Annotated in this window: 22 protein-coding genes and 1 riboswitch; of the genes, 9 read left to right on the plus strand and 13 right to left on the minus strand. The window is 62.6% G+C overall.

Annotation, left to right across the window (positions count from 1 at the left end; translation table 11 throughout):
- Positions 1–17: 17 nt before the first annotated feature.
- From ACEW8N_RS19815 to ACEW8N_RS19835, 5 genes are all read right to left on the minus strand, one after another.
- Complete coding sequence (locus ACEW8N_RS19815; RefSeq protein WP_373501598.1) at positions 18–1952, minus strand: heterodisulfide reductase-related iron-sulfur binding cluster; 1935 nt, start codon at positions 1950–1952, stop codon at positions 18–20.
- A gap of 73 nt (positions 1953–2025) precedes the next feature.
- Positions 2026–2844, minus strand: coding sequence for a hypothetical protein (locus ACEW8N_RS19820; RefSeq protein WP_373501599.1), 819 nt, complete (start codon positions 2842–2844; stop codon positions 2026–2028).
- Positions 2841–3833, minus strand: coding sequence for an electron transfer flavoprotein subunit alpha/FixB family protein (locus ACEW8N_RS19825; RefSeq protein WP_373501600.1), 993 nt, complete (start codon positions 3831–3833; stop codon positions 2841–2843). The genes ACEW8N_RS19820 and ACEW8N_RS19825 overlap by 4 nt, the downstream gene beginning before the upstream one ends.
- Before the next feature lie 8 nt (positions 3834–3841).
- Complete coding sequence (locus ACEW8N_RS19830) at positions 3842–5800, minus strand: mycofactocin system FadH/OYE family oxidoreductase 2 (RefSeq protein WP_373501601.1); 1959 nt, start codon at positions 5798–5800, stop codon at positions 3842–3844.
- Positions 5797–7758 (minus strand): FAD-dependent oxidoreductase, encoded by a 1962-nt coding sequence (locus tag ACEW8N_RS19835; RefSeq protein WP_373501602.1) that lies wholly within the window; start codon positions 7756–7758, stop codon positions 5797–5799. Before ACEW8N_RS19835 ends, ACEW8N_RS19830 begins: the two co-directional genes overlap by 4 nt.
- 563 nt (positions 7759–8321) lie before the next feature.
- Here ACEW8N_RS19835 and ACEW8N_RS19840 point away from each other — a divergent pair.
- From ACEW8N_RS19840 to ACEW8N_RS19850, 3 genes are all read left to right on the plus strand, one after another.
- Complete coding sequence (locus ACEW8N_RS19840; RefSeq protein ID WP_373501603.1) at positions 8322–10415, plus strand: NAD(P)/FAD-dependent oxidoreductase; 2094 nt, start codon at positions 8322–8324, stop codon at positions 10413–10415.
- A gap of 130 nt (positions 10416–10545) precedes the next feature.
- Positions 10546–11406, plus strand: a complete 861-nt coding sequence (locus ACEW8N_RS19845; RefSeq protein WP_373501604.1) for a M14 family zinc carboxypeptidase — start codon at positions 10546–10548, stop codon at positions 11404–11406.
- 12 nt (positions 11407–11418) lie between these two features.
- On the plus strand, positions 11419–11874 hold the full coding sequence (locus ACEW8N_RS19850) for a ferritin family protein (RefSeq protein ID WP_373501605.1): 456 nt from the start codon (positions 11419–11421) through the stop codon (positions 11872–11874).
- A gap of 57 nt (positions 11875–11931) precedes the next feature.
- On the opposite strand, the gene cobI is transcribed toward ACEW8N_RS19850, so the two are convergent.
- From cobI to ACEW8N_RS19865, 3 genes are all read right to left on the minus strand, one after another.
- Positions 11932–12648, minus strand: coding sequence for a precorrin-2 C(20)-methyltransferase (gene cobI / locus ACEW8N_RS19855; protein WP_373501606.1), 717 nt, complete (start codon positions 12646–12648; stop codon positions 11932–11934).
- A gap of 183 nt (positions 12649–12831) precedes the next feature.
- Positions 12832–13017: riboswitch (cobalamin riboswitch) on the minus strand.
- 142 nt (positions 13018–13159) lie between these two features.
- The gene (gene rbr / locus ACEW8N_RS19860; protein ID WP_373501607.1) at positions 13160–13681 is read right to left on the minus strand and encodes a rubrerythrin; all 522 of its coding nucleotides are present in this window, start codon (positions 13679–13681) and stop codon (positions 13160–13162) included.
- A 38-nt stretch (positions 13682–13719) separates the two neighbouring features.
- Positions 13720–14166 (minus strand): Fur family transcriptional regulator, encoded by a 447-nt coding sequence (locus tag ACEW8N_RS19865; RefSeq protein ID WP_373501608.1) that lies wholly within the window; start codon positions 14164–14166, stop codon positions 13720–13722.
- A gap of 286 nt (positions 14167–14452) precedes the next feature.
- Here ACEW8N_RS19865 and ACEW8N_RS19870 point away from each other — a divergent pair, with 286 nt between their 5' ends.
- The 3 genes from ACEW8N_RS19870 (at position 14453) to ACEW8N_RS19880 (ending at position 16472) form a co-directional block, all read left to right on the plus strand.
- Positions 14453–14608, plus strand: coding sequence for a hypothetical protein (locus ACEW8N_RS19870; RefSeq protein WP_373501609.1), 156 nt, complete (start codon positions 14453–14455; stop codon positions 14606–14608).
- Positions 14609–14814: 206 nt separating this feature from the next.
- On the plus strand, positions 14815–15792 hold the full coding sequence (locus tag ACEW8N_RS19875; RefSeq protein ID WP_373501610.1) for a class I SAM-dependent methyltransferase: 978 nt from the start codon (positions 14815–14817) through the stop codon (positions 15790–15792).
- Positions 15793–15881: 89 nt separating this feature from the next.
- Positions 15882–16472: a hypothetical protein gene (locus tag ACEW8N_RS19880; RefSeq protein ID WP_373501611.1), complete on the plus strand. Its 591-nt coding sequence runs from the start codon at positions 15882–15884 to the stop codon at positions 16470–16472.
- Positions 16473–16502: 30 nt separating this feature from the next.
- On the opposite strand, the gene ACEW8N_RS19885 is transcribed toward ACEW8N_RS19880, so the two are convergent.
- A complete protein-coding gene (locus ACEW8N_RS19885; protein WP_373501612.1) occupies positions 16503–17012 on the minus strand; it encodes a type 1 glutamine amidotransferase domain-containing protein in 510 nt (169 codons plus the stop codon).
- Between the two features lie 262 nt (positions 17013–17274).
- Here ACEW8N_RS19885 and ACEW8N_RS19890 point away from each other — a divergent pair, with 262 nt between their 5' ends.
- The 3 genes from ACEW8N_RS19890 to ACEW8N_RS19900 all read left to right on the plus strand — a co-directional run bounded on the left by ACEW8N_RS19890 (position 17275) and on the right by ACEW8N_RS19900 (position 18545).
- Complete coding sequence (locus ACEW8N_RS19890) at positions 17275–17871, plus strand: alpha/beta fold hydrolase (RefSeq protein WP_373501613.1); 597 nt, start codon at positions 17275–17277, stop codon at positions 17869–17871.
- A 106-nt stretch (positions 17872–17977) separates the two neighbouring features.
- Positions 17978–18256 (plus strand): type II toxin-antitoxin system Phd/YefM family antitoxin, encoded by a 279-nt coding sequence (locus ACEW8N_RS19895; RefSeq protein ID WP_373501614.1) that lies wholly within the window; start codon positions 17978–17980, stop codon positions 18254–18256.
- The gene (locus tag ACEW8N_RS19900) at positions 18249–18545 is read left to right on the plus strand and encodes a Txe/YoeB family addiction module toxin (protein WP_373501615.1); all 297 of its coding nucleotides are present in this window, start codon (positions 18249–18251) and stop codon (positions 18543–18545) included. Before ACEW8N_RS19895 ends, ACEW8N_RS19900 begins: the two co-directional genes overlap by 8 nt.
- On the opposite strand, the gene ACEW8N_RS19905 is transcribed toward ACEW8N_RS19900, so the two are convergent.
- The 4 genes from ACEW8N_RS19905 to ACEW8N_RS19920 all read right to left on the minus strand — a co-directional run.
- Positions 18539–20173, minus strand: coding sequence for a TolC family protein (locus tag ACEW8N_RS19905; protein WP_373501616.1), 1635 nt, complete (start codon positions 20171–20173; stop codon positions 18539–18541). The genes ACEW8N_RS19900 and ACEW8N_RS19905 overlap by 7 nt on opposite strands.
- Before the next feature lie 18 nt (positions 20174–20191).
- Positions 20192–21301, minus strand: a complete 1110-nt coding sequence (locus ACEW8N_RS19910) for an ABC transporter permease (protein ID WP_373501617.1) — start codon at positions 21299–21301, stop codon at positions 20192–20194.
- Positions 21302–21313: 12 nt separating this feature from the next.
- The gene (locus tag ACEW8N_RS19915; RefSeq protein ID WP_373501618.1) at positions 21314–22492 is read right to left on the minus strand and encodes an ABC transporter permease; all 1179 of its coding nucleotides are present in this window, start codon (positions 22490–22492) and stop codon (positions 21314–21316) included.
- Positions 22489–23410: ABC transporter ATP-binding protein (locus ACEW8N_RS19920; protein WP_373501619.1), on the minus strand; the 922-nt coding region annotated here is incomplete at its 5' end. The genes ACEW8N_RS19920 and ACEW8N_RS19915, both read right to left, overlap by 4 nt.

Here is a 23410-nt window from a genome sequence, read left to right on the forward strand (position 1 = left end):
GATGGAAATGGTGGCGGCTATCCCAGCGAATCGGCAACGATGTCGATGATATCGGCCACTTTCGGCGTTTTCTCCAGTTCGAGGGATTTCACCCCGTCGTCCAGCATGACCAGACAGTAGGGGCAGGCAGTACCGATCAGATCGACGCCGGTCTCCGCCATCTCCCCGGCCCGCACCACATTGATGTTCCGGCCGATGTTTTCATGCAGCCACATCCGTCCGCCGCCGCCGCCGCAGCAGAAGCCGCTGTCCCGGTTCCGCGCCGTCTCTTTGATCCGGGTGCCCGGCACGGCCCGGAGGATATCCCGGGGCGGCTGATACACCTGGTTATACCGCCCCAGGTAACAGGCATCGTGCACGGCCATGCTGTCCGCCACGGGATACTTGAGGGTGATGCGCTTGTCCCGGATCAGGGTCATGACCAGTTCCGTGGCATGGATTACGTTCAGCGTGCAACCCAGCTCCGAATATTCATTTTTCAGGGTGTTGAGACAGTGGGGGCAGAGGGTGACCATCTTTTTCACCTGATAGTGATTGAATCGGTCGATGTTGGCCCGGGCCAGCTTCCGGAAAAGGATCTCGTCGCCCAGCCGCCGGGCGGGATCCCCGCAGCACATCTCCTCTTTTCCCAATATGGCGAACCGGACGCCGGCCGCCTTGAGAATCTTCACCAGGGCCCGGCTGGTTTCCTGGTTCCGGGGGTGGAATGCGCCGGAACAGCCGACCCACAGGAGGATGTCCACATCGAACCCGCTTTGGGTCGGGGTCCGGGACATCCGGGTAACCTCCCGGTTCACGGCCCAGTCCGCCCGGTGCGCCGCACCCTTGCCCTGAACGTCGCCGTAGAGTTCCAGGTCCCGGATCATCGGCCGGGCCTCGGCGGGGAGCCGGCCCTCGCCCATGACCTGATACCGCCGCATGTCGATGATCTTGTCCAGGGGTTCGATGAAGACCGGGCAATGCTCCACGCAGGCCATGCAGGAGGTGCACGCCCACATTTCATCGGCGGTGACGGCGGTTTCCAGGAGCGGCGGCTCGGGCGCATTCCACATGACATGCCACGGGCGCTGCTGATCTGCCGTGACCGTCTCCATCTGTTCCCGGATATTCCGGATGACCTTCCGGGGCGACAGGGGTTTGCCGGAGATGGCGGCGGGGCAGTTTTCATCGCACCTGCCGCAGGCCACGCAGGCTTCGGCATCCAGCATCTGCTTCCAGGAGAGGTCTGCCACGGTTCTGGCGCCGATCTCTCCGTTTTCGATCGACGGGTGCGTCAGGGCGGCCCGGGCCCCCCGCTTCCTGTAAAATACGTTGAGGGGAGAGGCCGCGGCATGGCGCATGAAGGTAAACGGAACGGCCGCGATGAGCAAGAGCACGGCAAAGAAGTGGAGGCGGATCATCATCTGCATGAAGACCGGCGATGCCGGCGAGATGAGGGAGAAGACCCATCCCGCGGGAGAGGGCCACGGAAACCCGTCGGCCCGGAGGATGCCAAGCCTGGCCCCTTCTGCCAGAAACCCGGAGACAAGGATGGTCAGCAGCAGAACCATGGGCAGCATGGTGCGCGAAGGTCCTTGGGCGTCCGTGCTTCCCATGCGCCGAAAGAGCAGGAAGAGGGTCCCGATCAACAGCGCAATGCCCGCAAGATCCTGAATCAGGGAGAGCAGTCTGGCCGGCGCCTGGGGGATGATGAACCCGAATTGGGCGACGATGATCACGATCAGGGGAATGACGACCCCCCAGAACGCCGCCAGATGGGCCCCGCCCACCGAGGGCCTTCGCAGGATGTCGCGGTGCTCGATCAACGCGGTCTTGAGGCCCTGCCAGTCGCCGGGGATGCCGGCGGGTTTCCGCTGCCGCCACAATGACCATCGCCCTGCCAGGCCGACCGCCAGGATGAGAAACGCCAATGCGATCAGCAACAAATCAAATGAGGTTAACAGTGCCTTCAACGCTTATCTCCTCGGTAACTGAATTGGATTGGGGTTGCCGCTTTGATCGCATCATTATTGACCCTTTTCGGGTTTACCGGTTTCGGGGGATCCGGTCGAAAACGAGATCCAGGAGCCTGCCCAGGAGCACGATCAGACCGATGCCGACAAAGACCTGATAGATGGATGCAGCGAAAAAGACGGTCGGCTGGGTCTTCATGTCCGCCCTCGGGTGCATCACCCCCCACATGGCGCCGGTCGCCTCCGGAGACAGGTGGCACTTATGGCAGTCCTGATCGTTGATCGGCTCCGGCTCGCCGTGGGCGGCGGCGCCCTGATGACACCCCAGGCAGTTGTCTTTTTCGTAGGCGGTCGCGAAATCCCCTTTGTTGTGGGAGGCGATCTGGAACGAGGGAAACCACGAAAAAAAGTCGGTTTCGCCGGAAGCTTCCGGATGGCACCCGGCGCAGGTGACCGCCAGTTGATCCGGGTGAACGGCGGAAGCGGGGTCGGTCCTGGCGCGCATGTCATGCGGGGTGTGGCAGTCGTGGCATTGGGGCCGAAGGTCTTCCGGTCCGTTCAGGCCGTGCCGGTTGACCTGCTCGTGGCACGCGCCGCAGTCTGCGGCCCCCGAACCCTCGGTGCTCTGGTGGCTGTCGTCGATCACGCCCGTATGGCAATCCAGGCAGGTGATCTCCGGGCCGTGAACAGATGCCTTGTATTCCTCGACGGAGATGTGCAGCCCGCTCTCTTCGCTCCCCGTCTGGTGGCATTCGATGCAGTCCTCCGGGGTATAGGCCGTTGCGGCTTCGTCGGTTTCGGAAGCCCTGCCGTGTCCGGCCATCAGGAGGGTGATGGCCATGGGGATCATTATGGCGCCTGCGCATAGGGAATGAAAGGGGGATCGCTTCATTTCTGTTCCTCGATTCGGGAGATCAGCAGGGGCAGGATTTCATGGACGTCGCCGATGACCCCCAGGTCGGCGAACCGAAACATCCGGGCCCTCGGGTTGAGATCGATGGCGATGACCTGTTGTGATTTTTCCATGCCCGCCGTGTATTCATTGGCGCCCGAGATGCCGCAGTTGATGATCAATCGGGGGGAGACATACTTGCCGGTCTGGCCGATCTGGCGTTCGTAGGGCAAGAGTCCCCAGTCGACGACGGGCCGGGTGCCCCCAACCGATCCGCCGATGGCCCGGGCCAATGCATGGATGGGTTCAAAGGACGCTTCTCCCTTGCCGAGGCCCCGGCCTCCGGCCACGATGATATCGGCCTCTTCCAGGTCCAGGTCTTCGGGTGCGGCCTCGATCACCGACACGGTTCGGGTTTTCAGATCATCGGCGGGCGCAGGCGACGGGACGCGGATCACGCTTGCCGTCGCGTCCCGGTCGGGTTCCGTGTCAAAGAGCACGGACGGCAGAAACAGGACAATGGGGGACGGGCGGCTGTCCATGACCAGGTCCTCGAAAAGGTAGCCGCCCGCAACCGGACGAATGGCCCGGGCAGAGCCGTCGGGCGTCATGGAGAAATCCATGGCCCGGGTGACGAGGGCGGTCTTCATCATGGCCGCCATCCGCTGGGCCAGGTCTTCCGTTTCCGCTGACTGGACCATGAGAAGACAGGCGGGATCCTCCTGTTGAACGAGATCAACGAATGCCCGACTGAAGATTTCGCCCTGGTAACGGTTCATATGGTCGCCTGAAGCATGCAGCACACGGTCTACGCCATAGTCGCCCAGGCGCTCCAGCACCGATTCGGAGGCGGGGCCCAGGGCGACGGCAGTTATCCGGCCCGCTTCGCCCTGTTGTGCGATCATCCGTCCGGCCTCGGCGGCAAGGCCGTAAGTGGCGTCCTCGATGTCGTCGCCCCGGTGTTGAACGAATATCCAGATATCAACCATGGCCCCTCCTATATGGCTCTGCCGATGCGGTGGCCCTCGATGATGGCCATGTCCGTTTTCCGGGGCGCCACGCAGTCGCCGACCCGGTATAGTTTTTCCACGCGGCCTTTCAGCTCGAAATAGAGGCTGTCGTTTGCGATATTCCCCGCAGCCAGCACCACCGTATCGTAGCCGTCGAAATCAATCAGTTCGTTGGAATAGACGTTGAGCCCCTTGACCAGGGTTCCCTGGATTTCGAGCACCGCGATGTCAGGGGTGAAGGTCACCCCTTTCAGGGCAAGCCGGTTGCGGGTGAGATAGAGATCCTGGAGGGGGCCCAGGGCCGAGCCGATAAAGAGCGCCGCGGTGATCATGTGGACCCGTCTGCCGCGGTCCGCCAGAAACTCCGCCGTGCCGGTGGCCTGATGGTGGCCGTCCAGGTCGATGAGGAGCACCCTTTCCCCGGCCTCCACCGCATGGGTGAGAATCTGCACGGTGGTCACCACCTGCGGCGGTCCGTATTCACCGGGAAACGGTGCGGTTTTGGGGAAAGAGCCGGCGGCGATCACCACCACGTCGGGCTTTTCCGCGAGCACCTGGGCCGCAGTGGCCTCGACACCCAGCCGGATATCCAGGTCGAGCTTGTTCAACTGGCTCACCAGCCATCGGGTAACCCCGGTAATCTCCTGGCGGCCGGCCGCTTTTCCGGCAAGGATGTTCTGGCCCCCGACCTCATCCTCCTTTTCGAATAAAATAACGCGATGTTTCCGCAGGGTGGCCACCCGGGCCACTTCGAGGCCGGCGGGACCCGCGCCGACCACAACGACCTTTTTGGGGGTCTCGGCGGGCGTGAGTGTGCCGATGCCCAGGGCCTCCTCTTCGCCGGCGGCCGGATTGTGAAGACATCCCAGACGGTAGCCCAGGCCCATGCGGGCGATGCAGCCCTGGTTGCAGGCGATGCAGTTCCGGATATCGTCCGTCCGTCCTTCCATGGCTTTGTTGGGCAGCTCCGGATCACAGATCAGGGCCCGCACCATGCCGATGATGTCGGCCTGGCCGTTTTCCAGGATCTTCTCCGCCAGATGGGGGTCGTTGATCCGGTTGGTGCAGAATACCGGCAGGTTGACCACCGACCGCATGCCGGCGGACAGGGGTACGGTGTAGGCCAGGGGGGTGTGCATGGAGCCTTCCACCAGGAAGAGATTGTAAAAGGTGCCCAGGCTGAGGTCCAGGAAGTCGAGCTGACCGGATGCCTCCAGACGGACGGCCACCTGTTTGGCATCCTCGTGGGTGAGCCCTCCCCGGGGATGCATTTCGTCGGCATTGAGCCGGATCCCCAGGGTAAAATCAGGACCCACGGCCTTGCGGACCGCATCGATCACCTCGAGGGCGAAACGGCAGCGGTTCTCCATACTCCCGCCGTAAGCGTCCTGCCGGTGGTTGGTGAGGGGCGATAAAAACTGGCGGATCAGGGAACTGTGTCCCAACTGGAGTTCGATACCGTCGAACTCGCCTTCTACGGAATTTTTCGCGCATATGGCGAAATATTCGATGCATTCCTGGATATCTTCGAGTTCCATGGCCTTGCAGGTTTCCCGAAAGATGGGATCCTTGCCGGTCGACGGCCCCCATACCGGCAGTCGGGAAATCTTGCCGTCCCCCTGCATGCCGTTGTGGTTGAGCTGGGCGAAGATTTTGGTGTCGTAGTCGTGGATGGCGCGCGACAGCCGCTTGAACCCGGGAATCACCTCCGGTTCATAGACATCCACCAGCTTGTCATAGGGGTGGTCCGTGGGATGGATCCCCATCTCCTCGGTGGTGATCAAGCCGACGCCGCCTTTGGCCCGCTCCCGGTAATAATGGATATGCCGGTCGCTGATCAGGTTGTCCACCGCATAGTTGGTCATATGGGCGGCGAAATGGATCCGGTTGGGTACCACCGTGGCGCCGATTTTGAGTGGTGAAAAAAGATATTTGAATTCGCTCACAACAGTTCTCCCACCTGTCTGCCTTCGATAATCGCCATGTCGATTCCCCTCGGCGCGACGCAATCTCCGGTTCTGTAGAGCTCCTTGACCCGGCCCTTCAGCCGGTGGTACAAATCGTCGTCGGCCGCACTCCCCACATCCAGGACCACCGTGTCGTAGCCGTCAAACAGGATGGGCGCGTTGGTGTAAATATCCCGGGCCTTGACGCGCAGTCCGCCGCCGCTCGTATCGATTTCCAGGATGTCCAGATCGGTTCTGAAGGTGGCGCCCTGCTGAAGCAGACGCTGACGCCCCAGGTAAAGCTCCCCGCGGGGGGCCAGTTCGATGCCGATGAAAAGATCACTGGTCACCATGTCCACTTTCTTGCCCTGTTCGGCCAGCAGCTCCGCCGTGGCCATGGCATGGTGCCCCCCGTCCTCGTCGATGAACAGCACCTTTTCACCCACCGGATGGGTGCCCAAAATGACGTCCCAGCCGGTCAGGACGGCCGGCGGCCCGTATTCCCCGGGGAAGGGCTTTGAGACGGGCACGGAGCCCGTGGCCACCACCACCGCATCCGGATTCTGTTCCAGGATCATCTCGGGAGTGGCCGCCACGCCCCGCTGAATCGGCACGCCGTGTTGGATGAGCCGATGCCGGAGATACCGGATCACCCCCTGCATGGCGCCGCGGCCGGGCCGCCTGCCGATGAGCCGGACCTGGCCGCCCACGGCGTCCTGCTTCTCATAGATCGTCACGTCGTGTCCGCGTTCGTGGGCCACCCGGGCGGCTTCCATGCCGGACGGCCCCGCCCCCACGACGATGACCTTTTTCCGCTGTCGGACGGGGGGCCAGGACTCGTCCCCGGTCAGGGACTCGCAGCCGACCCGGGGATTCTGGATGCACCCCAATGCCTTGGATTGATTGATGCGGCCGACGCAGCCCTTGTTGTCCTTGACGCAGTAGCGGATATCGGCCATTCGGCCTTCCCGGGCCTTGTTGACCATGTCGGGGTCGCTGATCATGGCCCGCACATATCCCACCATGTCCGTCTTGCCCTCCGCGATGAGCCGTTCGGCCTTGCCCGGAAAACCGATCTGGTAGCTGGTCATCACGGGAATGCCGACCCCCTTCTTGATCTGTTCGGCCGCGTCCATGGTAAAACCAAAGGGGATGTGCATGGACGGCATGATCAGGTGAAGATTGTAGTAGGTGCCCACGGCCACATTGATGAAATCCACGGAGCCGGTGGCCTCCAATGTCCGGGCCATACGGACCGATTCCTCTGGCGCGATGCCGCCCCAGAATTTTTCATCCGCGCACAGACAGACCCCGATGGTAAGATCGCCGCCCACGGCCCCTCGAACGGTTTCCAGAATTTTCAGGGGAAAGCGCATCCGGTTTTCCAGGCTGCCGCCGTAGTCATCCCCGCGATGGTTGCTGATGGGCGACAGAAACTGGCGCAACAGAGATTCCGGCCCCATGTCGATTTCGATCCCGTCGAACCCGCCCTCCCTGACCCGGGCTGCGGCCCGGCCGAAGGCTTCCGCGATGTCGGCCATGTCTTCGGGCTCCATGGGTTTGCAGGTTTCGCCGAATACGATGTCGGCGACGGCGGAAGGACCTATGATCGCCTTCCGGGTTACATGGCCGCTGCTCTGGAACCCGTGGTGGTTGAGCTGCGCGATGATCCGGGTATCGAATTGGTGGACGACGTCGGTGAGCCGCTGAAAGTCCGCCACGGCCTCCGGGCGATAGGCCTCGATCAGGGTCTCCCACGGGCGGTCATCCGGGTGCACCGCCATTTCCCCTACGATGATCAAGCCGCATCCTCCCTGTGCCCGGCGTCGGTAATAGGCGATATGTCGGTCCGTAATCCGCCCGGATTTACCGAAATTGGTGCGATGCGCCAGCAGGCTGATGCGGTTCGGCAGTCTGGTTCCCCTCAGTTTCAGAGGGGAAAATAGATTTTCATGCATGGTCGGCTTCACTTTAACGGTCTGTTTTTTTGTCATAAGTTTCTGACGCAGGACGTATGATACCTATGTCGGCAACAAAGCAACTTATGTGCCACGAAAAGATATCGCCATGATATCGACCGGAGCCGCAAGGGGGAGGCTGGGCCGCTACGGTATGTTGAAAAGCCTGTATCGATATAAAGTTATCGGTCCGTGACGTGCGAAAACCCCGATCGATGCATGAAGAAATTCTGGATACATTCTGAATTTCGGGGGGATTTCTCGGGGAGGGTCATGTCCGGTATTGGGGCAATAGACCCCATCCGGCAAGGGGTTTTCACCCCTAACCTGCGATGATCAAAGTGAATATCCTGACATGTGGCCGCCTGTGGCGAGAAAGGATGGGGCGATTCATGCTCAGAAACCGCAGGGCAGGCTCGGGGAATCAGCCCCTGGTGAGGGTGGATTTTCCGGCCGATGGGATGCCCCGAATCGCAAAAATAGTTATGAACGCAGCCCGGAATCCGGTATGATGTTCATCCTATCCGAACAGTCCGCCCCTCTTGAATGAAGGAGATCCCGTGTTGAGAGAGCGATTCCGGGAAAAGCAGGTGCTGGAAGACGGAAGCCGGGTCTGCGTCGTCGGCGGCGGGCCGGCCGGCGCCTTTTTTGCCGTTCATCTGCTCCGGGAAGCCAGGCGGGCAGGCCGCGACATCGCCGTCACGATCATCGAGAAGAAGGCCCAGCGCCATCCCGCCGGGCGGCCGTGGCTGCGAAAGGGGTGCAACCACTGCGCCGGCGGAATTTCTCCGCGGCTGTACGATCTCCTGCGCGAGAGCGGCCTGGATCTTCCCCGCGAGCTGATTCAGGAGGATTTCACCCACATCTGGATCCACGGGCTCTGGAAAAATTTCCCCCTGAGGGTCCCCCCGGGCCAGCGGATGACGGCGGTGTTCCGGGGGAGCCTGCCCGGCGACCGGCCGGACGGCCGGGTCGGGTTCGACCACTTCCTCCTGAAGTCGGCCTTGGCGGAGGGGGCGACCCTCCTGACCGGCGAGGTCCTGGGGGTCCGGTATCTGCCTTCCGGCAAACCGGTGCTGACGGTGAAGACCCCCCGGACGGAATCGGAAGAGATCGCCGCGGATTTCGTCGCCGTGGCCGTGGGCATCAATTCCCGGCCCGGGCGGCCCCTCGCGGCGGACAGGCTTTTCCGGTCGATCCGGGAGGTCATGCCCCGTTTCAGTCCGCCGGGTGCGCGGCGCACCCTCGTATTCGAGCTGAAGCCCGGGCGCGAATACCTGAGAAAGTACATGGACCGGGAGATCTACTTCATCGAATCCGGCGGGAAAAATCTGCCCCTCGAGCACATCGCCCTGGTCCCCAAGGGGGAATACCTCACCGTGGCCCTTGTCGGCAGGAGCATCGACCGGGCCGACCTGCCCCGGGATACCCGGAAGCTCGTCGCGGCATTCCTTTCCCTTCCCCATATCCGGACCATCCTCCCCCATCTGTCTTCCGATGCCCCGCCCGTCGCCTGCGCGTGCAGCCCTTTCATGGCGGTGCGGCCCGCGAAATCGCCGGTGGCCGACCGGATCGCCATGGTGGGGGACGCCTTGGGCGCGAGGCTTTACAAGGACGGGCTTTACGCCGCGTATGTCACCGCCCGGGCCCTGGCCCGGGCCGTGGTCCGCGAGGGCGTGGACGAAGGGAGCCTCCAGCGGGGATACGGGCCGGTCATGACCTGGCTGGAAACGGACACCCGCTACGGCAGGCTGGTGTTCGGGCTGATCCGGACGGCCTTCGCCTCCCCCCTCCTGAGCCGGGTCCTGTACCAGGCCTTTGCCACGGAAATGAAGTTCAGGGAAAAGGAACGCTGGCGCCTGGGGGACGTCCTCTGGAAGATCGGCAGCGGCACCGCCGACTACCGGGATGTGTTTGTCGAGCTGCTGAGCTTCCCCGTGATCCGGTCCGTTGCCGTCGGCGCCCTCAAGACGGTGAGAAATCTGCTGACGGAGCTGGCCTTCGGCATCCGGTGGGCGGATATCGGCAGGTATCCCACGGTGATCATCAAGGAAAAACGGGGATACTTCAAGAAATCGATCGCAGCCCCGCTGGGGGTGACCCTCGACGCCGCCCCGGAGATGGAGCGGATGTACGCCATCAAGATCCGGGCATCCGCCCGGGCTGTATTTGCAGAGCTGAAAAAATTCGGCGACCCGAACCGGCGCTTCCTCAACCTCAGGTTCGTGCAGGTCCGCCGCATATCGGGGTCCCCCGGGCAGGCCGGGACGGTGATCCGGTACAGCCTGGGCCGGCTTCCTTTGGCCATGGATGTCCGCCTGGTCCGGGCCATCCCCGACAAGGCCCTGCTCTACGAGGTTCAGGAGGTCTTCTCGGACCGGGGCCGGCTCCTCTTCGATATCGCACCCACGAAGGACGGGAACAACCGCCTGGTCATCTACACCGCGTTTGACTTCAAGAAGGGGCGGGGCGGTGCCTCCGGGATATTGTGGCGGGTTTTCAGGGGACTGTTTCCCGCCTACGCTCATGATGTCGTATGGAACCATGCCATCTGCTGCATCAAGGATGAGGCGGAAAGAAACGACGGGAGCCCCCCGAGCCCGCCGCCGGATGAAACGGACCCACCCCGGACGCCGGGACCGGATCAGGCCGTTTGACCGCGTCACGATTCGCGCTTATGTTGGGGCTGAAGGTTATGGGAAATGGAATCTGCCGGAATATCCGGGATACCGTAACGGCGCCTTTGAGATCAGGACTTCATGCGCCGAACCGACGGATTCTCGGCGCATGACCGAACGCTCACGGGAGACGAGGGAAAGCATCGCAGCCATCGACATATCACGTTCTTATCGGGGAAAAGGGCTGCTGTTCCTGCTGTCGGCAGCCCTGCTGATCCTGGGCTGTCGTCCTCGGTTGCTGCCGCTTCCGCTGCTGCCCGCTTCCGTGCCGCCGCCAGGGATCGAGAGCTTCATCGTCGGGCGATCGGTGGAGGGGCGCCCCATCGAATGCGTGGCGGCCGGTGAGGCCGGCGATGTTTTGCTTATCATCGCCTCGATCCACGGCGACGAGACCGGCGGGACCCCGCTGGTCCGCCATCTGATCAAGGTGCTGGAAGCCCGGCGGGATCTTGTGCGGTCGAGGCGGGTCGTCGTCATCCCCGAGGCGAATCCCGACGGCGTGGCGCGCCGCAGCAGGCACAATGCCAGGGGGATCGATCTGAACCGCAATTTTGATACCCCAAACTGGTCCCCCGGCCGAAGGGCCGGGGAGATCCCGTTTTCGGAACCGGAGTCCCGCGCCATCGCGATGGTGATCCGAACCTTCCGGCCCGACCGGATCGTCAGCATCCACGAACCGCTCGGGTGCATCGATTACGACGGCCATGGGGAGGCGATGGCCATGGGGATTGCCGAATACAGTGATCTGCCGGTTCGTAAGCTGGGGGGGAGGCCCGGATCCCTGGGCAGCTATGCCGGCGTCGACAAAGGTATCCCCACCATTACCCTGGAGCTGCCCCCGGGCGCATCGGAGGTGCCGTCCCGGGTGCTCTGGGAAGCCTACGGCACGCTGCTCCTGTCGGCCGTCCGCTATCCCGACCCCGTCCGGGAGTTGGAGATATCGGGCTTTTTTCGAAACCATCCACACTGAAGGAGGGAAACCATGAATCGTGCGCAGTATGACATCATCTTGAAGAACGCCATTCAAAGCGAGATCGCGGCCCAGAAATTTTATGGGGACGTTGCCGGCAAAATGAAGGATGCCTTTCTGAAAAATCTTTTTACAGGCTTTGTTAGCGAAGAGAAAAAGCACCAGGAGATTCTGGAGGGGTTTCGCGCCGCCATCCCTGAAAAGCTGCCCTTTGAGGAAAGCCGGGACTATCACGTGGCGGAGGCCACGCCGGACCCGATTGTCTCGCCCGAGATGACGCCTACCGATGCATTTGCCCTGGCCATGAAAAAGGAGGAAGAGGCCATGAACCACTACACCCACCTGGCCGGCGGCTGCACCGACGCCAAACAGAAGGAGATTTTTCTGGAGCTTGCCGCCATGGAGCGGGATCACAAGCGGAAGATGGAGCGTGCCTTTGTCGACATCGGGTATCCCGAGTTGTGGTAGGCCGGGGCATGTGCCGTTGCCGCCGGAAGGCGTCCGGTCCGAAAAAGGCGTTTCGGATCAGGGGGTCTGCTTGGCGATGATGATGGTCCAGTAGCCGGGTTTCCTGTCCTTGAACGCCCGGACGTCCCGGATGATCTCCTCCTGGGGCAGGCTGCAGCAACTGATGCCGACGCTGTTGCCGATCATGTCGTTCTCCTCGAGGGCCAGGGAGATATCGGCGGCATTGCGATACGCCTTCAGAAAAACGATGTTTTCCGGCTTTGGCGAGGTGTTGCGGAGCCGATCGCCGCCCTTGACGCCCGAGGTGATGAGGAGGGACTCCTCACCCTCCACCAGGGGGGTGTTGAGGCGGGAGGCGCAGGCTTGATAGGAGGTGATTCCCGGTACGGTTTCGATGGGAAGATCCGGACGGATCGCCAGAATGCTTTTGAGGACGTATCCGTAGGTGGAATAGGTCATGGGGTCCCCCAGGGTGATGAAGGCGGCCTGTTTTCCGGCGTCCACGTGGGAGATGATGGTCTGGGCGTTCTCCCGCCAGGCCCGCTCCGTTTCCACCTTGTCCTGGGTCATGGGAAAGGGGAGCTTGATGATCGGCGTATTTTCGGGGATGTGGTGCTTGGCGATGTCGACGGCCATGCTGTAGGTGTTCTTGGATGAAGCGGCGGCAAAAACCATATCCACCCGGCCGAGGATCCGGACGGCCTTGAGGGGGATGAGTTCAGGATCCCCGGGGCCGACGCCGATGCCGTATAATTTCCCTCTGATTGTCGTCATGATGTTTCAGTGAACCCTTCCCATGGCATGGGTCGTCATGCCGTTGTAGTTGTCCGCGCGTATCTGAAGGACCTTCCGCTTGCCCGGAAATAAAAAAAGCCCTTCAAACCCATAGGGTTGAAGGGCTGCACCCGGCTTTCTTGACCCTTTCACCATGCCCGTGCATCTATCCGTCGTAGAGAAAAACAGGCTGGCATCCAAGGCAGGTCTTCTGGTTTACGGATCGTTCTACTTTCCGCACCTTCCCATTTGCTTGAAACAAACAGTGGTATCAGCGGATTTCGTCCCCGATTACAGCGGCGGGACCACTCCCGATTTCCACGGGATTCCCATTTTGAGCTCTGCGGCACCTTGAACGGTGTTCAAATGCCGCTTGATAGAAGATTTATCGGCGGTTGTCAAGACATAATCCACCGATGCATCGGCGGTTCGGGAGGGGATGGGCGCGGAGCTGCCGCCGCGGGCGCGCCGGCAGCTCCTGAGGCGGTGTGATGCCTGTTCGGGAGGCTCTTTAGAAATCCATGCACGTCGGTTCGTAGTATTCCCTGGGTTTTTTGCACGAGGGGCATTTGGGCGGCGGCTCGGTTCCTTCGACAATATAGCCGCAGACGCTGCATTTCCATTTGATGGGCTGCTCCCGCTTGAAAACGGTGCCGGCCTCGACCATGGCCAGAAGTTTCTTGTAGCGTTCCCGGTGATGGGCTTCGATCTTTGCGACCTGCTGGAAGGCGATGGCCGCGAGCTTCTCGCCTTCCGCCTCGGCTTCCTTTGCAAAGGTGGGATACATGCTCTCGACCTCGTAGTCTTCGCCGCCCATGGCGGCCTTCAGGTTTTCAAGGGTGGTGCCGAGGGCGTTGAGCATCTTGAAATGGTCCATCGCGTGCTGTTTTTCATTGTCGGCGGTCTCTTCAAAAAGCTTCGCGATGTAGTGATAGCCTTCCTCCCGGGCAACTTCGGCAAAAAAGGTGTATTTGTTCCGGGCTTGGGATTCCCCTGCAAAAGCGGCTTTCAGATTTTCCTGGGTCTTGCTCATTCCTGGTTTCCTTTCTGTTGTGTGGGTGGGTTTATGGGTCAGCGGCTGTTGTTGCTGCACTCGTTACAGATTCCTTTCAGGACGATTCGCTTGTCGAGGATCCGGAAATTTCCGGGGACGTCCTCCGGATCATCCAGATCGTCGAAATGCCTGTGATGGAAATCCATGATTTTGCCGCATTGGATGCAGTGTACGTGATGGTGGTCCGTGGTGTTGGGGTCGAATCGCTTGGCGCCCCCGAATATCTCGACGACGTTGGCGACCCCGATGTTTGCAAAGGTCAGCAGCGTCCGGTTGACCGTGTCAAAGGAGATGTTGGGGAACTCCTTTCTGACGGTCTGATAGAGGGCGTCGGCCGACGGGTGCATGTCTGACTGCACCAGCTCGCGATAAATGGCGACGCGCTGCGGCGTGATCTTGAGCTGATGCCGGCGGCATGTCTCGAGGAATTGGGCGATTCTTACGGTGATGTCTTGATCATCCATGGCACTACTAAATAGGAATTAATCCTATTTGTCAAGCCTGTTTTCAGGGGAGGGTCCGATTTTTTGGGATGCCTTCCTGCCCGGAGGGCCGGTTCAGCAACTCCCCGGGCCTGGCGGGATCGTCGAGGGCGGACCACGGCGGTTTTCGGGCCGGATTCCGAGGCGGGCCGGCCCCGGGAAGCCTTTTGACATTCGGCCATTTTGTCCTCATATTGCTGTTGTTGAAAGAAAACGCGATCCGCTGCGGGTTAAAAACGTGCTGAAGATCTGAAAGGGAGGGTGGAAAATGAATATCGGTTATCGTCTCCTTATCTGCCTGGGAATCGTGGGCCTCCACTTTGCGGCATTTATCGTGCCCGTGTCTGAACTGTTCATGATCTACATCATTCTGTTCAATCCGCGCTGGTTCAGGGATGTTCTGAAGAATATGAGTCCCCCCTGACGCACACGGACGGGAGGGGTCTATCCAATTGAAAACGGCCCCCGTGCCTGCCCTGAAACGTTTGCCGCAGCGGGATTGCAACGACACGGAGGGCAACCACGGGGAGTTGCCCCTACACGGAAATTGCCCGTAGGGGCAGGCCCCTGTGCCTGCCCATGACACGCGAAAACGGGCGGATTCAACAGGGGGGACACGAGAATATCACCATGACGGAAGAAAAACTGGCGCAGAAATACCAAAATCAGGCCGAGATGCTCGCCAACAGGGTCAGTAACCGGTTCAAGCACCTGCATCGGCGGTACGCCCGCCGGAATATCGAGGCCTTCCGGCTCTATGACTGGGAAATCCCGGAGATCCGCGCCGCCGTCGACTGGTATGCCGGCCACCTGGTCGTGGCGGAATACATCCGGCGTCAGTCCACGCCCGAGTGGCTCCCCATGATGGGGGCCGCCGCGGCCGCAGCCCTGGATGTCCCGCTGGAAAAGGTGCACCTCAAGCGCCGGTTCACGGGCGGGGGGGACGGCATCCGCTACGAGCGCCTCGACACCACCGACGAAAAAATCGTCGTGCGCGAGGGAGATCTCTCCTTCCGGGTGAACCTCAACGATTATGTGGACACCGGGCTCTTCTCGGACCACCGGAATACCCGACGGATGGTGAAGGAGACGGCGGCGGGCCGGGATTTCCTGAACCTTTTCTGTTACACCGGCACCTTCTCCTGCCATGCGGCCAGGGGCGGCGCAAGACGGACCGTTTCCGTCGACCGTTCGGAGACCGCGATCCTCTGGGCGAGGGAGAACATGGCCCTCAACGGGATTCCCGAGGCCGGGAACACCCTGATCCAGTCCGACACCTTTGATTTCCTGGAACGGGCCGCCCGGGAGCAAGCATCCTTCGACCTCGCGGTGGTCGATCCGCCCTCTTTTTCAACCCGCAGGGACGTCCGGCGGGGCATCGAGGCCTCCTTCGACGTCTCGGCCGACCACCCCGGGCTCCTCAACCGCGTCATCCGCTTGATGCGAAAGGGCGGCGTAGTCCTTTTTTCCACCAATCACCAGCAGTTTGAACCCCGCATGAACGAACTCGCCGCCTCAGGCGTGGAGGAGATCACCGCCCGGACCATCCCGGAGGATTACGCCAGTAAACGGAAGGCCATCCACCGGTGCTGGCGGATCGTCGTCTGACCGTGGGGGGCGCACGATACACCGCTGGGATACCTGGATGACAGGGAGAGACCCTATAACCGATCCGCAAAAAGGAGGATACCTCCGCCATGGACAGATTCACCCGGTTTCCGGATGCGCCTATTTCGCATGCCGGGATCATCTCCAGAACCTTTCTCGACATGGGCATCGACCGCTTTATCGCGGCCTGCCGCTACGTGCATGAGCTGCCTTACGGCTACAATTCCGACAAGGACGACCTGATGATTCTCTTCAAGGAGAAAAAAGGGACCTGCACGACGAAGCACGCGGTGATCGGCACCCTTGCCGTCGAACTCGGGCTGCCGATGACCAAGACCATCGGCATCTACGCCATGACCGAGGCCATCGTGACCGGCACACAGGCCGTCCTGGAGGCGTATCGCCTGCCCTATTTGCCCATGATCCACTGCTTCCTGACTTCCGGGTCGGTGAGGGTCGACCTGACCGAGGGCAACCGGAACGGCAAAAAGCGGCCCATCGATGATTTTCTCTACACCGAAGACGTCCGGCCCGCCATTTCGGCGAAGGCCGAGTACCTGCTCTACCGGAGGGCGTTATCGGAGGTGATCCTCAGGCGGCAGGAGCTTGCGGGCGTCACCCTGAAGCAGGTTCTCCAGGCCCGGGAGGCCGGCCTGAAGGTGCTGAAATCCAGGATTTAGCGGGAAGGCCCCGGGCTGGGATGGATCATCTCAGTCGAGCATTCCGAGCGAGGCCCGGATGAAGGCCGGAAGGTCTCCCGGAAACCGGCTGCTGACGAGGTTGCCGTCCACGACCACCTCCTGGTCCAGAAATTCGCCGCCGGCATTTTTGATGTCCTGGATGATCGATTTCCAGCCCGTGATTTTCCGGCCTTTCAGAACATCCGCCGTGATGAGGATCTGGGGGCCGTGGCAGATGGAGAAGACGGGCTTGCCACTCTTTGTGAAATCCCTCACGAATCTGACCGGGGCGTCATGGGCCCGCAGCTTGTCGGGAGAGTAGCCGCCCGGGATGAGAAGCGCGTCGAAATCCTCGATGCCGGCCTCCTCCACCGCAAGATCGATCACGACCGGCGTGTTCTCCTTTTTCCCCCGGACCGTTTTTCCCTTTTCAAGGCCGACGGTGACGACGTCATGCCCCGCGGCCTTGAAGGCCTTGGCCGGTTCGGTGTATTCGGAATCCTCAAACCACTCATCAATGATGACAGCAATACGACTCATGGAAGACCTCCCTGTCTGTTGGGTCCGATCGCGGCGAAGGCCCTCGGGAACATTCCCCGGTCCGGCGCAGTCCGCGAAGGTTTATGATGAAACCAGAAAATAATCATTGTCCGCTTCGGGGAAATAAGGGAAATTCGGTATCTATCGTCGATCCGAGCGCAGGCGGAACAGACGTGACCCGTGCTGGACCGGCCGGCGTCAGGATTGCGGATCCGGAAAACCATAACCAACCACCATGGCCAAAAAATGAGGAGGCGATACCATGAAAATCGAAACCCATACGATACCGGTCGATGGAGAGACCGTTCATTTTTTATCCGCGGGAGCGTCCGTCAACACCGTTGTGCTCCTGCACGGCAAGAGCTTCAGCGCCGAAACATGGCGAAAAACCGGCACGCTGTCGTCGCTGGCGGAGGCCGGCTTCCGGGCGTTGGCCGTCGACCTGCCGGGGTACGGGCTTTCGGCGCCGAGCGGGAAACCGGAGGACCAGGTCTTGGGCCCCATCCTGGATGCCGTGGGGGTGGCGTCGTCAGTGGTCGTTGCGGCCTCCTTCAGCGGCTGGTATGCCTTCCCCTACATCCTGGAGCATCCGGAGAGGGTCCGCGGCTTCGTGTCGGCGGCCTCCCGGGGCATCCGCAAGTACCGGGAATACCTGGGGCGGCTGCGGTTTCCGGTCCTGGCCCTGTGGGGCGAGAAAGACGACCTCGTCCCCGTCGAGAGGGCGGACATCCTTGTGGCCTCGGTCCCCGACGGCCGAAAGGTCGTCATTCCCGAAGGCACCCACGCCTCCTATCTGAGCGATCCCGAACGGTTCAACCGGGAGGTTTGCGCCTTTGTCGCCGAATGTTTCAAACAGTAGACGAAAGCCACGGCCGAATGGCCAGAACAGATCACCCCCTGGCATGGGTTGACATGCGGGGCCTAAATATGTACTGTATGCATGTACATAAATCAGGGAGGTCAACATGGCCATTCAAACCACCTATACCGATGCCCGCGCCCACCTCGCATCCCTGCTGGATGAGGTCACCCAGAACCGCGAAGTGGTCATCATCCAGCGGCGGGGGTGCGAGGATGTCGCCTTGATTGCCGCCGATGAATTGGCCGGCATCCTGGAAACAGCCCATTTGATGCGGTCGCCGGCCAATGCGGAACGGCTTCTCTCGGCGCTTGAAAGGGTCCGGAAAGGCGAGGGGACACCCCAGACGATCGATGCGCTTCGGGGTGAGGTCGGCCTTGGGTAGGCCCCCTGCCAAGGCTCCGCCGGATTCCGAACAACGGGAAGCGGTATTCCAGCCGGACTTCAGAGAGGATTTACGCTACTGGGTCGAGACGGATCGCCGAACAGCGCTGCGAATTTTCAAATTGATCGAGGCTGTGATGCGGGATCCGTTTCAGGGCATCGGCAAACCCGAGCCGCTGAAATTCCTCGGATCGGGGGTCTGGTCCCGGCGCATCACCCAGGAGCATCGCCTGGTGTATGTCGTGGGACGCAGCAGAATCGATTTCGTCCAGGCCCGCTATCATTATTGAGTTCCAGACACCCCCAACGCCCCCTCATCCACCGACGCCAGGATGCCCAGGCGCTCCAGGTTGATGCCCATGGCCAGGTAGAGCCGGGCCAGGCCTTTTTGGTAGTCGGCCAGGGCAGTGGTGTGGCGGATGCGGGCTGCGACAGCCTTCTCCTGGTAGTCGAGGACGCGGAAGGTGTCCGAGAGGCCGCTGCCAAGCCGGGCCGTCTCCTGTTCCAGGGTCTTTTCGGAAAGCCGCGCAAACCGTTCCCCGGCCCGGACCCGTTCCAGGCCCCGGTCCACGGCCACCAGGGCGTTTTGGATCTCGGTGTCGATGCGGTGTTTCGTCCGGTCGATCAAAAGCTCGATCTTGCGCTGCTCCAGTCGGCTTTTCCGGTACTGGGCACTGGCGTCCCGGTTGCCGACGGGGTAGTGGAACCGGAGCGCCGCCGAGAGCTGGTAGCCCCCGTCCTCGAGCATGCTGCCGTAGGCGTCCCCGTAGTCGCCCGTAAGCGTGGAGGTGCGGGGATCCCCGAAGATCGCAACCGGGCGGTCACCGCCCGAGAGGCCGTTGGCGCCCGCCGAGGCGACCAGGTCCACCCGGGGTTTTTTCTGGTTGCGGTAATATTCGGCCAGGATCTCCTGGCCGTCCCGGGCCAGCATCGCCTCTTTCAGGTCGGGGCGCCGCGCCAGGGCGACCCGGAGGGCCGCCGGATGCTCCGGCCGGACCTCCCGGCCTGTCGGGAGGGCCGGGGTGCGGATCTCGTTGCCATACAGGGGATCGGCCGGATCGACCGCCATGAGGTCCTTGAGCCCGTTGGACAGGGTCTCCACCCGCTGCCGGGCCTGGATCACCGCCTCGTCCCGGTCGACCTCGGCGGCCCGGGCCTCGTCCACCTCGGTGACGGAGATCATCCCCTGCGCAAGCCGCCGCTGGTTCCCGGCAAGCAGTGTCGCCGCCAGCTCCCGGGCCTGGATGCGGAGCGCCAGGACGGCCGATGCGCCGGCCAGATCGAGGCAGGTCTCTTCAATCTCTCCCCCGAGTGCCTGTGCCCGGCCCATATACCCCGCCACCGCCTGGTCCACCCGGTTTTTTGCCGCCCGGATGCTCGCTGTGTTGACGTCCGCGCCGAAATCCCGGAGCAGGGGCTGGGTCAGCTCGAAGACGATGATGTTCCGGTACTTGGGATCGAGGGTGTCGGCGAGAAAATTATCTTCCGCCCCCTGGGTCTCAAAAGCCAGCCGGGACCGGAGGCCGGTCGTGAACCGCTTCAGGACGCCCACGCCTGCGCCGATCTCCCGGTTGTGCTGAACCTCGTTGTCGTAGAGGATGACGCCCGTGAGCAGCTTTCGGTCCCCGGCAGAGAGGGAGGCCTCAAGGGCCGGGTCGAAGGCGGCCTCGCCCGACGTCACATCCTGCTCCCGGATCGGTATCTCCAGGCGCGTCATGGAAAGGTCCAGGTTCCGGCGGATTCCCCTGGCGACGGCCTCCCGGAGCCCGATCACCGTGGTGTTGTCCCCGGCTTTCGAGGGCGGGGCGCAGACGGCAAATACGGCCAGCAGGGCCGCCACGGTCAGGAGTCGGCGCGCGGTTCGCGCCGCCGGGGTGAGCATGTCGTTGCGGTCTTGTTTTCCTGAAGGGGTCCCCAAACCGGTCCCTCCTTTCGATCAGTTGATCCTGTGCCGGAAGAGCCATCCGGCGAGGGTCAGGGTGATTGCGGCGATGACGGCCATGGGCCAGAACTGGGCGAAGAAGACGGCAGGCGGCGCGTCTTCGAGAAAGACGCCCCGGAGCACCACCATGAAATAGCGTACCGGGTTGAGCAGGGTGAGGTGCTGGACCGGCGCCGGCATGTTCCCGATGGGGGTGGTGAAGCCCGAGAGGATCACGGCCGGCACCATGAAGAGGAAGACGCCCAGGAGCCCCTGCTGCTGGGTGACGGAAAGCGACGAAATCAGGAGCCCCACGCCCACGGCCGACAGGAGAAAGAGGACGAGCCCGCCGTAGAGCATCAGGAGGTTCCCCCGGAGCGGCACCTTGAACCAGAGGGCCGCCACCAGCAGGCAGGCGGTTCCCTCCGCGAGCCCGATGAGGCACCCGGGGATGGATTTCCCGATGAGGATCTCCACCGGCCGGAGTGGGGTCACCAGGAGCTGGTCGAAGGTGCCCTGCTCCCGCTCCCGTGCCACCGACAGGGCCGTCGTGATGAGGGTGACGAGCAGGGTGATGACCCCCAGGATGCCGGGGACGATGAACCAGCGGCTTTCCAGGTTGGGGTTGTACCATGCCCGGGTTTCGAGCACGGCGGGAAATCCCGTGCCGCCGCCGGATGCGGTAAGCTCCCTGCTGTAGGCCATGACCACGGCCCGGACGTAGTTTAAGGCCACCATGGCCGTGTTGGAGTTGCGGCCGTCCAGGATGACCTGGACCTTCCCCGGCCGGCCGGAGAGGATCTCCCCGCTGAACCGGCGGTCCACGTGGATCACGAGAAGGGCCTTCCGGCCGTCCACCAGGGGCGCGATCTCCGCTTCGCGTGCGATCTCCGCCACCTTTTTGAAATTGGGGGACCCCGCAAGGCGCGCCGTAAACGCCCGGGAAAAGGCCCCCGGGTCTTCGTTGAAGACCGCGTAGGGAACCTTCTCGAGATCGTAGGTGGCGGCATAGCTGAACACGAAGAGCTGGACGATGGGCGGAACGATGACGGTGAGCCGGCTCCGCTTGTCCCGGAAGATGGCCAGGAACTCCTTGACGACCAGGGCCAGAATGCGGTGAATCATGCGCCCTCCCCCCTAATCCAGCCGCTTCTTGGATTTGAGGCCGCAGAGGGTCAGGAAAAAGACCGCCATGAGGACGAGGGCCGCGAGGTTCGGCCGGACCACGGCCCAGACGTCCCCGGCCAGGAAGCTCGACTGGAGGATGGCGATGAAATACCGGGCCGCGACGATGTGGGTGACGATCTGCACCGGCCGGGGCATGCTGGCGATGTCGAAGATATAGCCGGAGAGGAGGAACGCCGGCAGGAAGGTCACGATGATGGCGACCTGCCCGGCGACGAACTGGTTCTTCGCCACGATGGAGATGAAAAGCCCGATGCCCAGGGAGACCAGGAGAAAGACCGAGGAGACGAGCACCAGAAGCCACAGGGAGCCCCGGAGGGGCACCGCGAACACCCACACCGCCATGGAGACCGAGAGGGCCATGCCGCCCATGCCCATGATGAAATAGGGGATGATCTTCCCCAGGAGGATTTCGAGGATGGAGACGGGCGTCACCATGAGGGCCTCCATGGTGCCCCGCTCCCATTCCCGGGCCATGACCATGGCCGTCAGGAGCGCGCCGATGAGGGTCATGTTCACGGCGATCAAGCCCGGCACGAGGAAATTCCGGCTCCGCATCTCGCTGTTGTACCAGATCCGGGAAACGAGTTCCACCGGGGGGCGGATCTCCCGACCCGCCTGCCGCTCCCGGTCCTCGAGCCAGAGTGCCCACACCCCCTCCGCGTAGCCGGAAACCAGGCGGGCCGTGTTGGCGTCCACGCCGTTCAGGATGACCTGGATGGGCATGGGGCCCGTGGGGGCCATGGTTCCGGCGGTGATGTTCGAGAAATTCTCCCGTACCCGCACGATGCCGTTGACCTCATGGGTGGAGAGGGCCGCCACCGCGTCCTTCATGATCGCAAACCTTCGGACATCGAAATAGGGCGATCCGGCAAAGGCCTCCGCGAGGGAGGCTGCTTCGGCGCCCGGCGCTTCCGCCACAAAGGCCAGGGGCACGTTGGTCGCGTCGAGGGAGACCCCGTACCCGTGGAGGAGGAGGAGAAAGGCCGGCAGCAGGAAGGCGATGGCGATGCTGCTGGGGTCCCGGACGATCTGGAGGAACTCCTTCCGGATGAGGCCCCGCAGGCGCATCCCGTTGATCCCGGGGCGTCGCGCGCCGGCATCTGACCCCGCGTCGTGAAGCGGCGTCATGCGGCCTCCTTCTCTCCGGTCTCGATGAGGGCGATGAAGGCCTCCTCCAGGGTCCCGACAGGGGCGCCGGTGCGTTCCGCGGCCCGGGCCTTGACCTGGGCCGGGGTCCCGATGGCCAGGATCCGGCCGGCCGTCATGACGGCCAGCCGGTCGCAGTATTCGGCCTCCTCCATGAAATGGGTCGTCACCAGCAGGGTGACCCCGGCCCGGGCGAGGGCGTTGATGTGGGACCAGAACTCCCGGCGGGCCATGGGGTCGACGCCCGAGGTCGGCTCGTCCAGGAAGAGGATGTCCGGATCGTGCATGAGGGCGCAGGCCAGGGCGAGCCGCTGCTTGTAGCCCAGGGGCATCTCCCCGCTGGTGGCGTCGGCCATGGCCGAAAGATCGAAGCGGTCCAGGGCCCACTGGATGCGAAGCTGCCGCTCCCGGTTCCGGAGATTGTAGGCGCTGCTGAAAAACCGCAGGTTCTGGAGGACGCTCAGGTTGCGGTAGAGGGAGAATTTCTGGGCCATGTAGCCGATCCTGGCCCGGGCCTTGGGCGCGGCCCGTCGAAGATCGACCCCGGCCACCCGCATCTCGCCGCCGCTGGCGGGCAAGAGCCCGCACAGCATGCGGAAGGTGGTGGTCTTGCCCGCGCCGTTGGCGCCCAGGAGGCCGAACACCTCCCCGGGATAGACCTCGAAGCTCACGTCCCGGACGGCATAAAACGCCCCGAACCGGCGTTCCAGGCCCTCCGCCCGGATGACCGCCTCCCCCGCCGCGCTGTCGCCGTGTCCTCCCATGATCTCCGTCCGGGGGGCTTCCCCTTGGCTTTCCGTTTCCTTCAGCAGGGCGATATAGCTGTCCTCGAACCGCGGCGGCACCGCGCTGACGGCGGCGCCGGGGATGCCCTGAACCAGGGATTCCGCCGCGTGCCCC

The sequence above is a fragment of the Desulfococcus sp. genome (assembly GCF_041737845.1).
Lineage (GTDB): Bacteria > Desulfobacterota > Desulfobacteria > Desulfobacterales > Desulfococcaceae > Desulfococcus.

Bases quoted from the DNA above. Each gene is read 5' to 3' on its own strand.
- ACEW8N_RS19820 (WP_373501599.1), bottom strand. From the start codon at position 2,844: ATGAAGCGATCCCCCTTTCATTCCCTATGCGCAGGCGCCATAATGATC.
- ACEW8N_RS19825 (WP_373501600.1), bottom strand. From the start codon at position 3,833: ATGGTTGATATCTGGATATTCGTTCAACACCGGGGCGACGACATCGAG.
- ACEW8N_RS19835 (WP_373501602.1), bottom strand. From the start codon at position 7,758: ATGCATGAAAATCTATTTTCCCCTCTGAAACTGAGGGGAACCAGACTG.
- ACEW8N_RS19845 (WP_373501604.1), top strand. From the start codon at position 10,546: ATGACCGAACGCTCACGGGAGACGAGGGAAAGCATCGCAGCCATCGAC.
- ACEW8N_RS19850 (WP_373501605.1), top strand. From the start codon at position 11,419: ATGAATCGTGCGCAGTATGACATCATCTTGAAGAACGCCATTCAAAGC.
- cobI (WP_373501606.1), bottom strand. From the start codon at position 12,648: ATGACGACAATCAGAGGGAAATTATACGGCATCGGCGTCGGCCCCGGG.
- rbr (WP_373501607.1), bottom strand. From the start codon at position 13,681: ATGAGCAAGACCCAGGAAAATCTGAAAGCCGCTTTTGCAGGGGAATCC.
- ACEW8N_RS19865 (WP_373501608.1), bottom strand. From the start codon at position 14,166: ATGGATGATCAAGACATCACCGTAAGAATCGCCCAATTCCTCGAGACA.
- ACEW8N_RS19870 (WP_373501609.1), top strand. From the start codon at position 14,453: ATGAATATCGGTTATCGTCTCCTTATCTGCCTGGGAATCGTGGGCCTC.
- ACEW8N_RS19875 (WP_373501610.1), top strand. From the start codon at position 14,815: ATGACGGAAGAAAAACTGGCGCAGAAATACCAAAATCAGGCCGAGATG.
- ACEW8N_RS19880 (WP_373501611.1), top strand. From the start codon at position 15,882: ATGGACAGATTCACCCGGTTTCCGGATGCGCCTATTTCGCATGCCGGG.
- ACEW8N_RS19885 (WP_373501612.1), bottom strand. From the start codon at position 17,012: ATGAGTCGTATTGCTGTCATCATTGATGAGTGGTTTGAGGATTCCGAA.
- ACEW8N_RS19890 (WP_373501613.1), top strand. From the start codon at position 17,275: ATGAAAATCGAAACCCATACGATACCGGTCGATGGAGAGACCGTTCAT.
- ACEW8N_RS19895 (WP_373501614.1), top strand. From the start codon at position 17,978: ATGGCCATTCAAACCACCTATACCGATGCCCGCGCCCACCTCGCATCC.
- ACEW8N_RS19910 (WP_373501617.1), bottom strand. From the start codon at position 21,301: ATGATTCACCGCATTCTGGCCCTGGTCGTCAAGGAGTTCCTGGCCATC.
- ACEW8N_RS19915 (WP_373501618.1), bottom strand. From the start codon at position 22,492: ATGACGCCGCTTCACGACGCGGGGTCAGATGCCGGCGCGCGACGCCCC.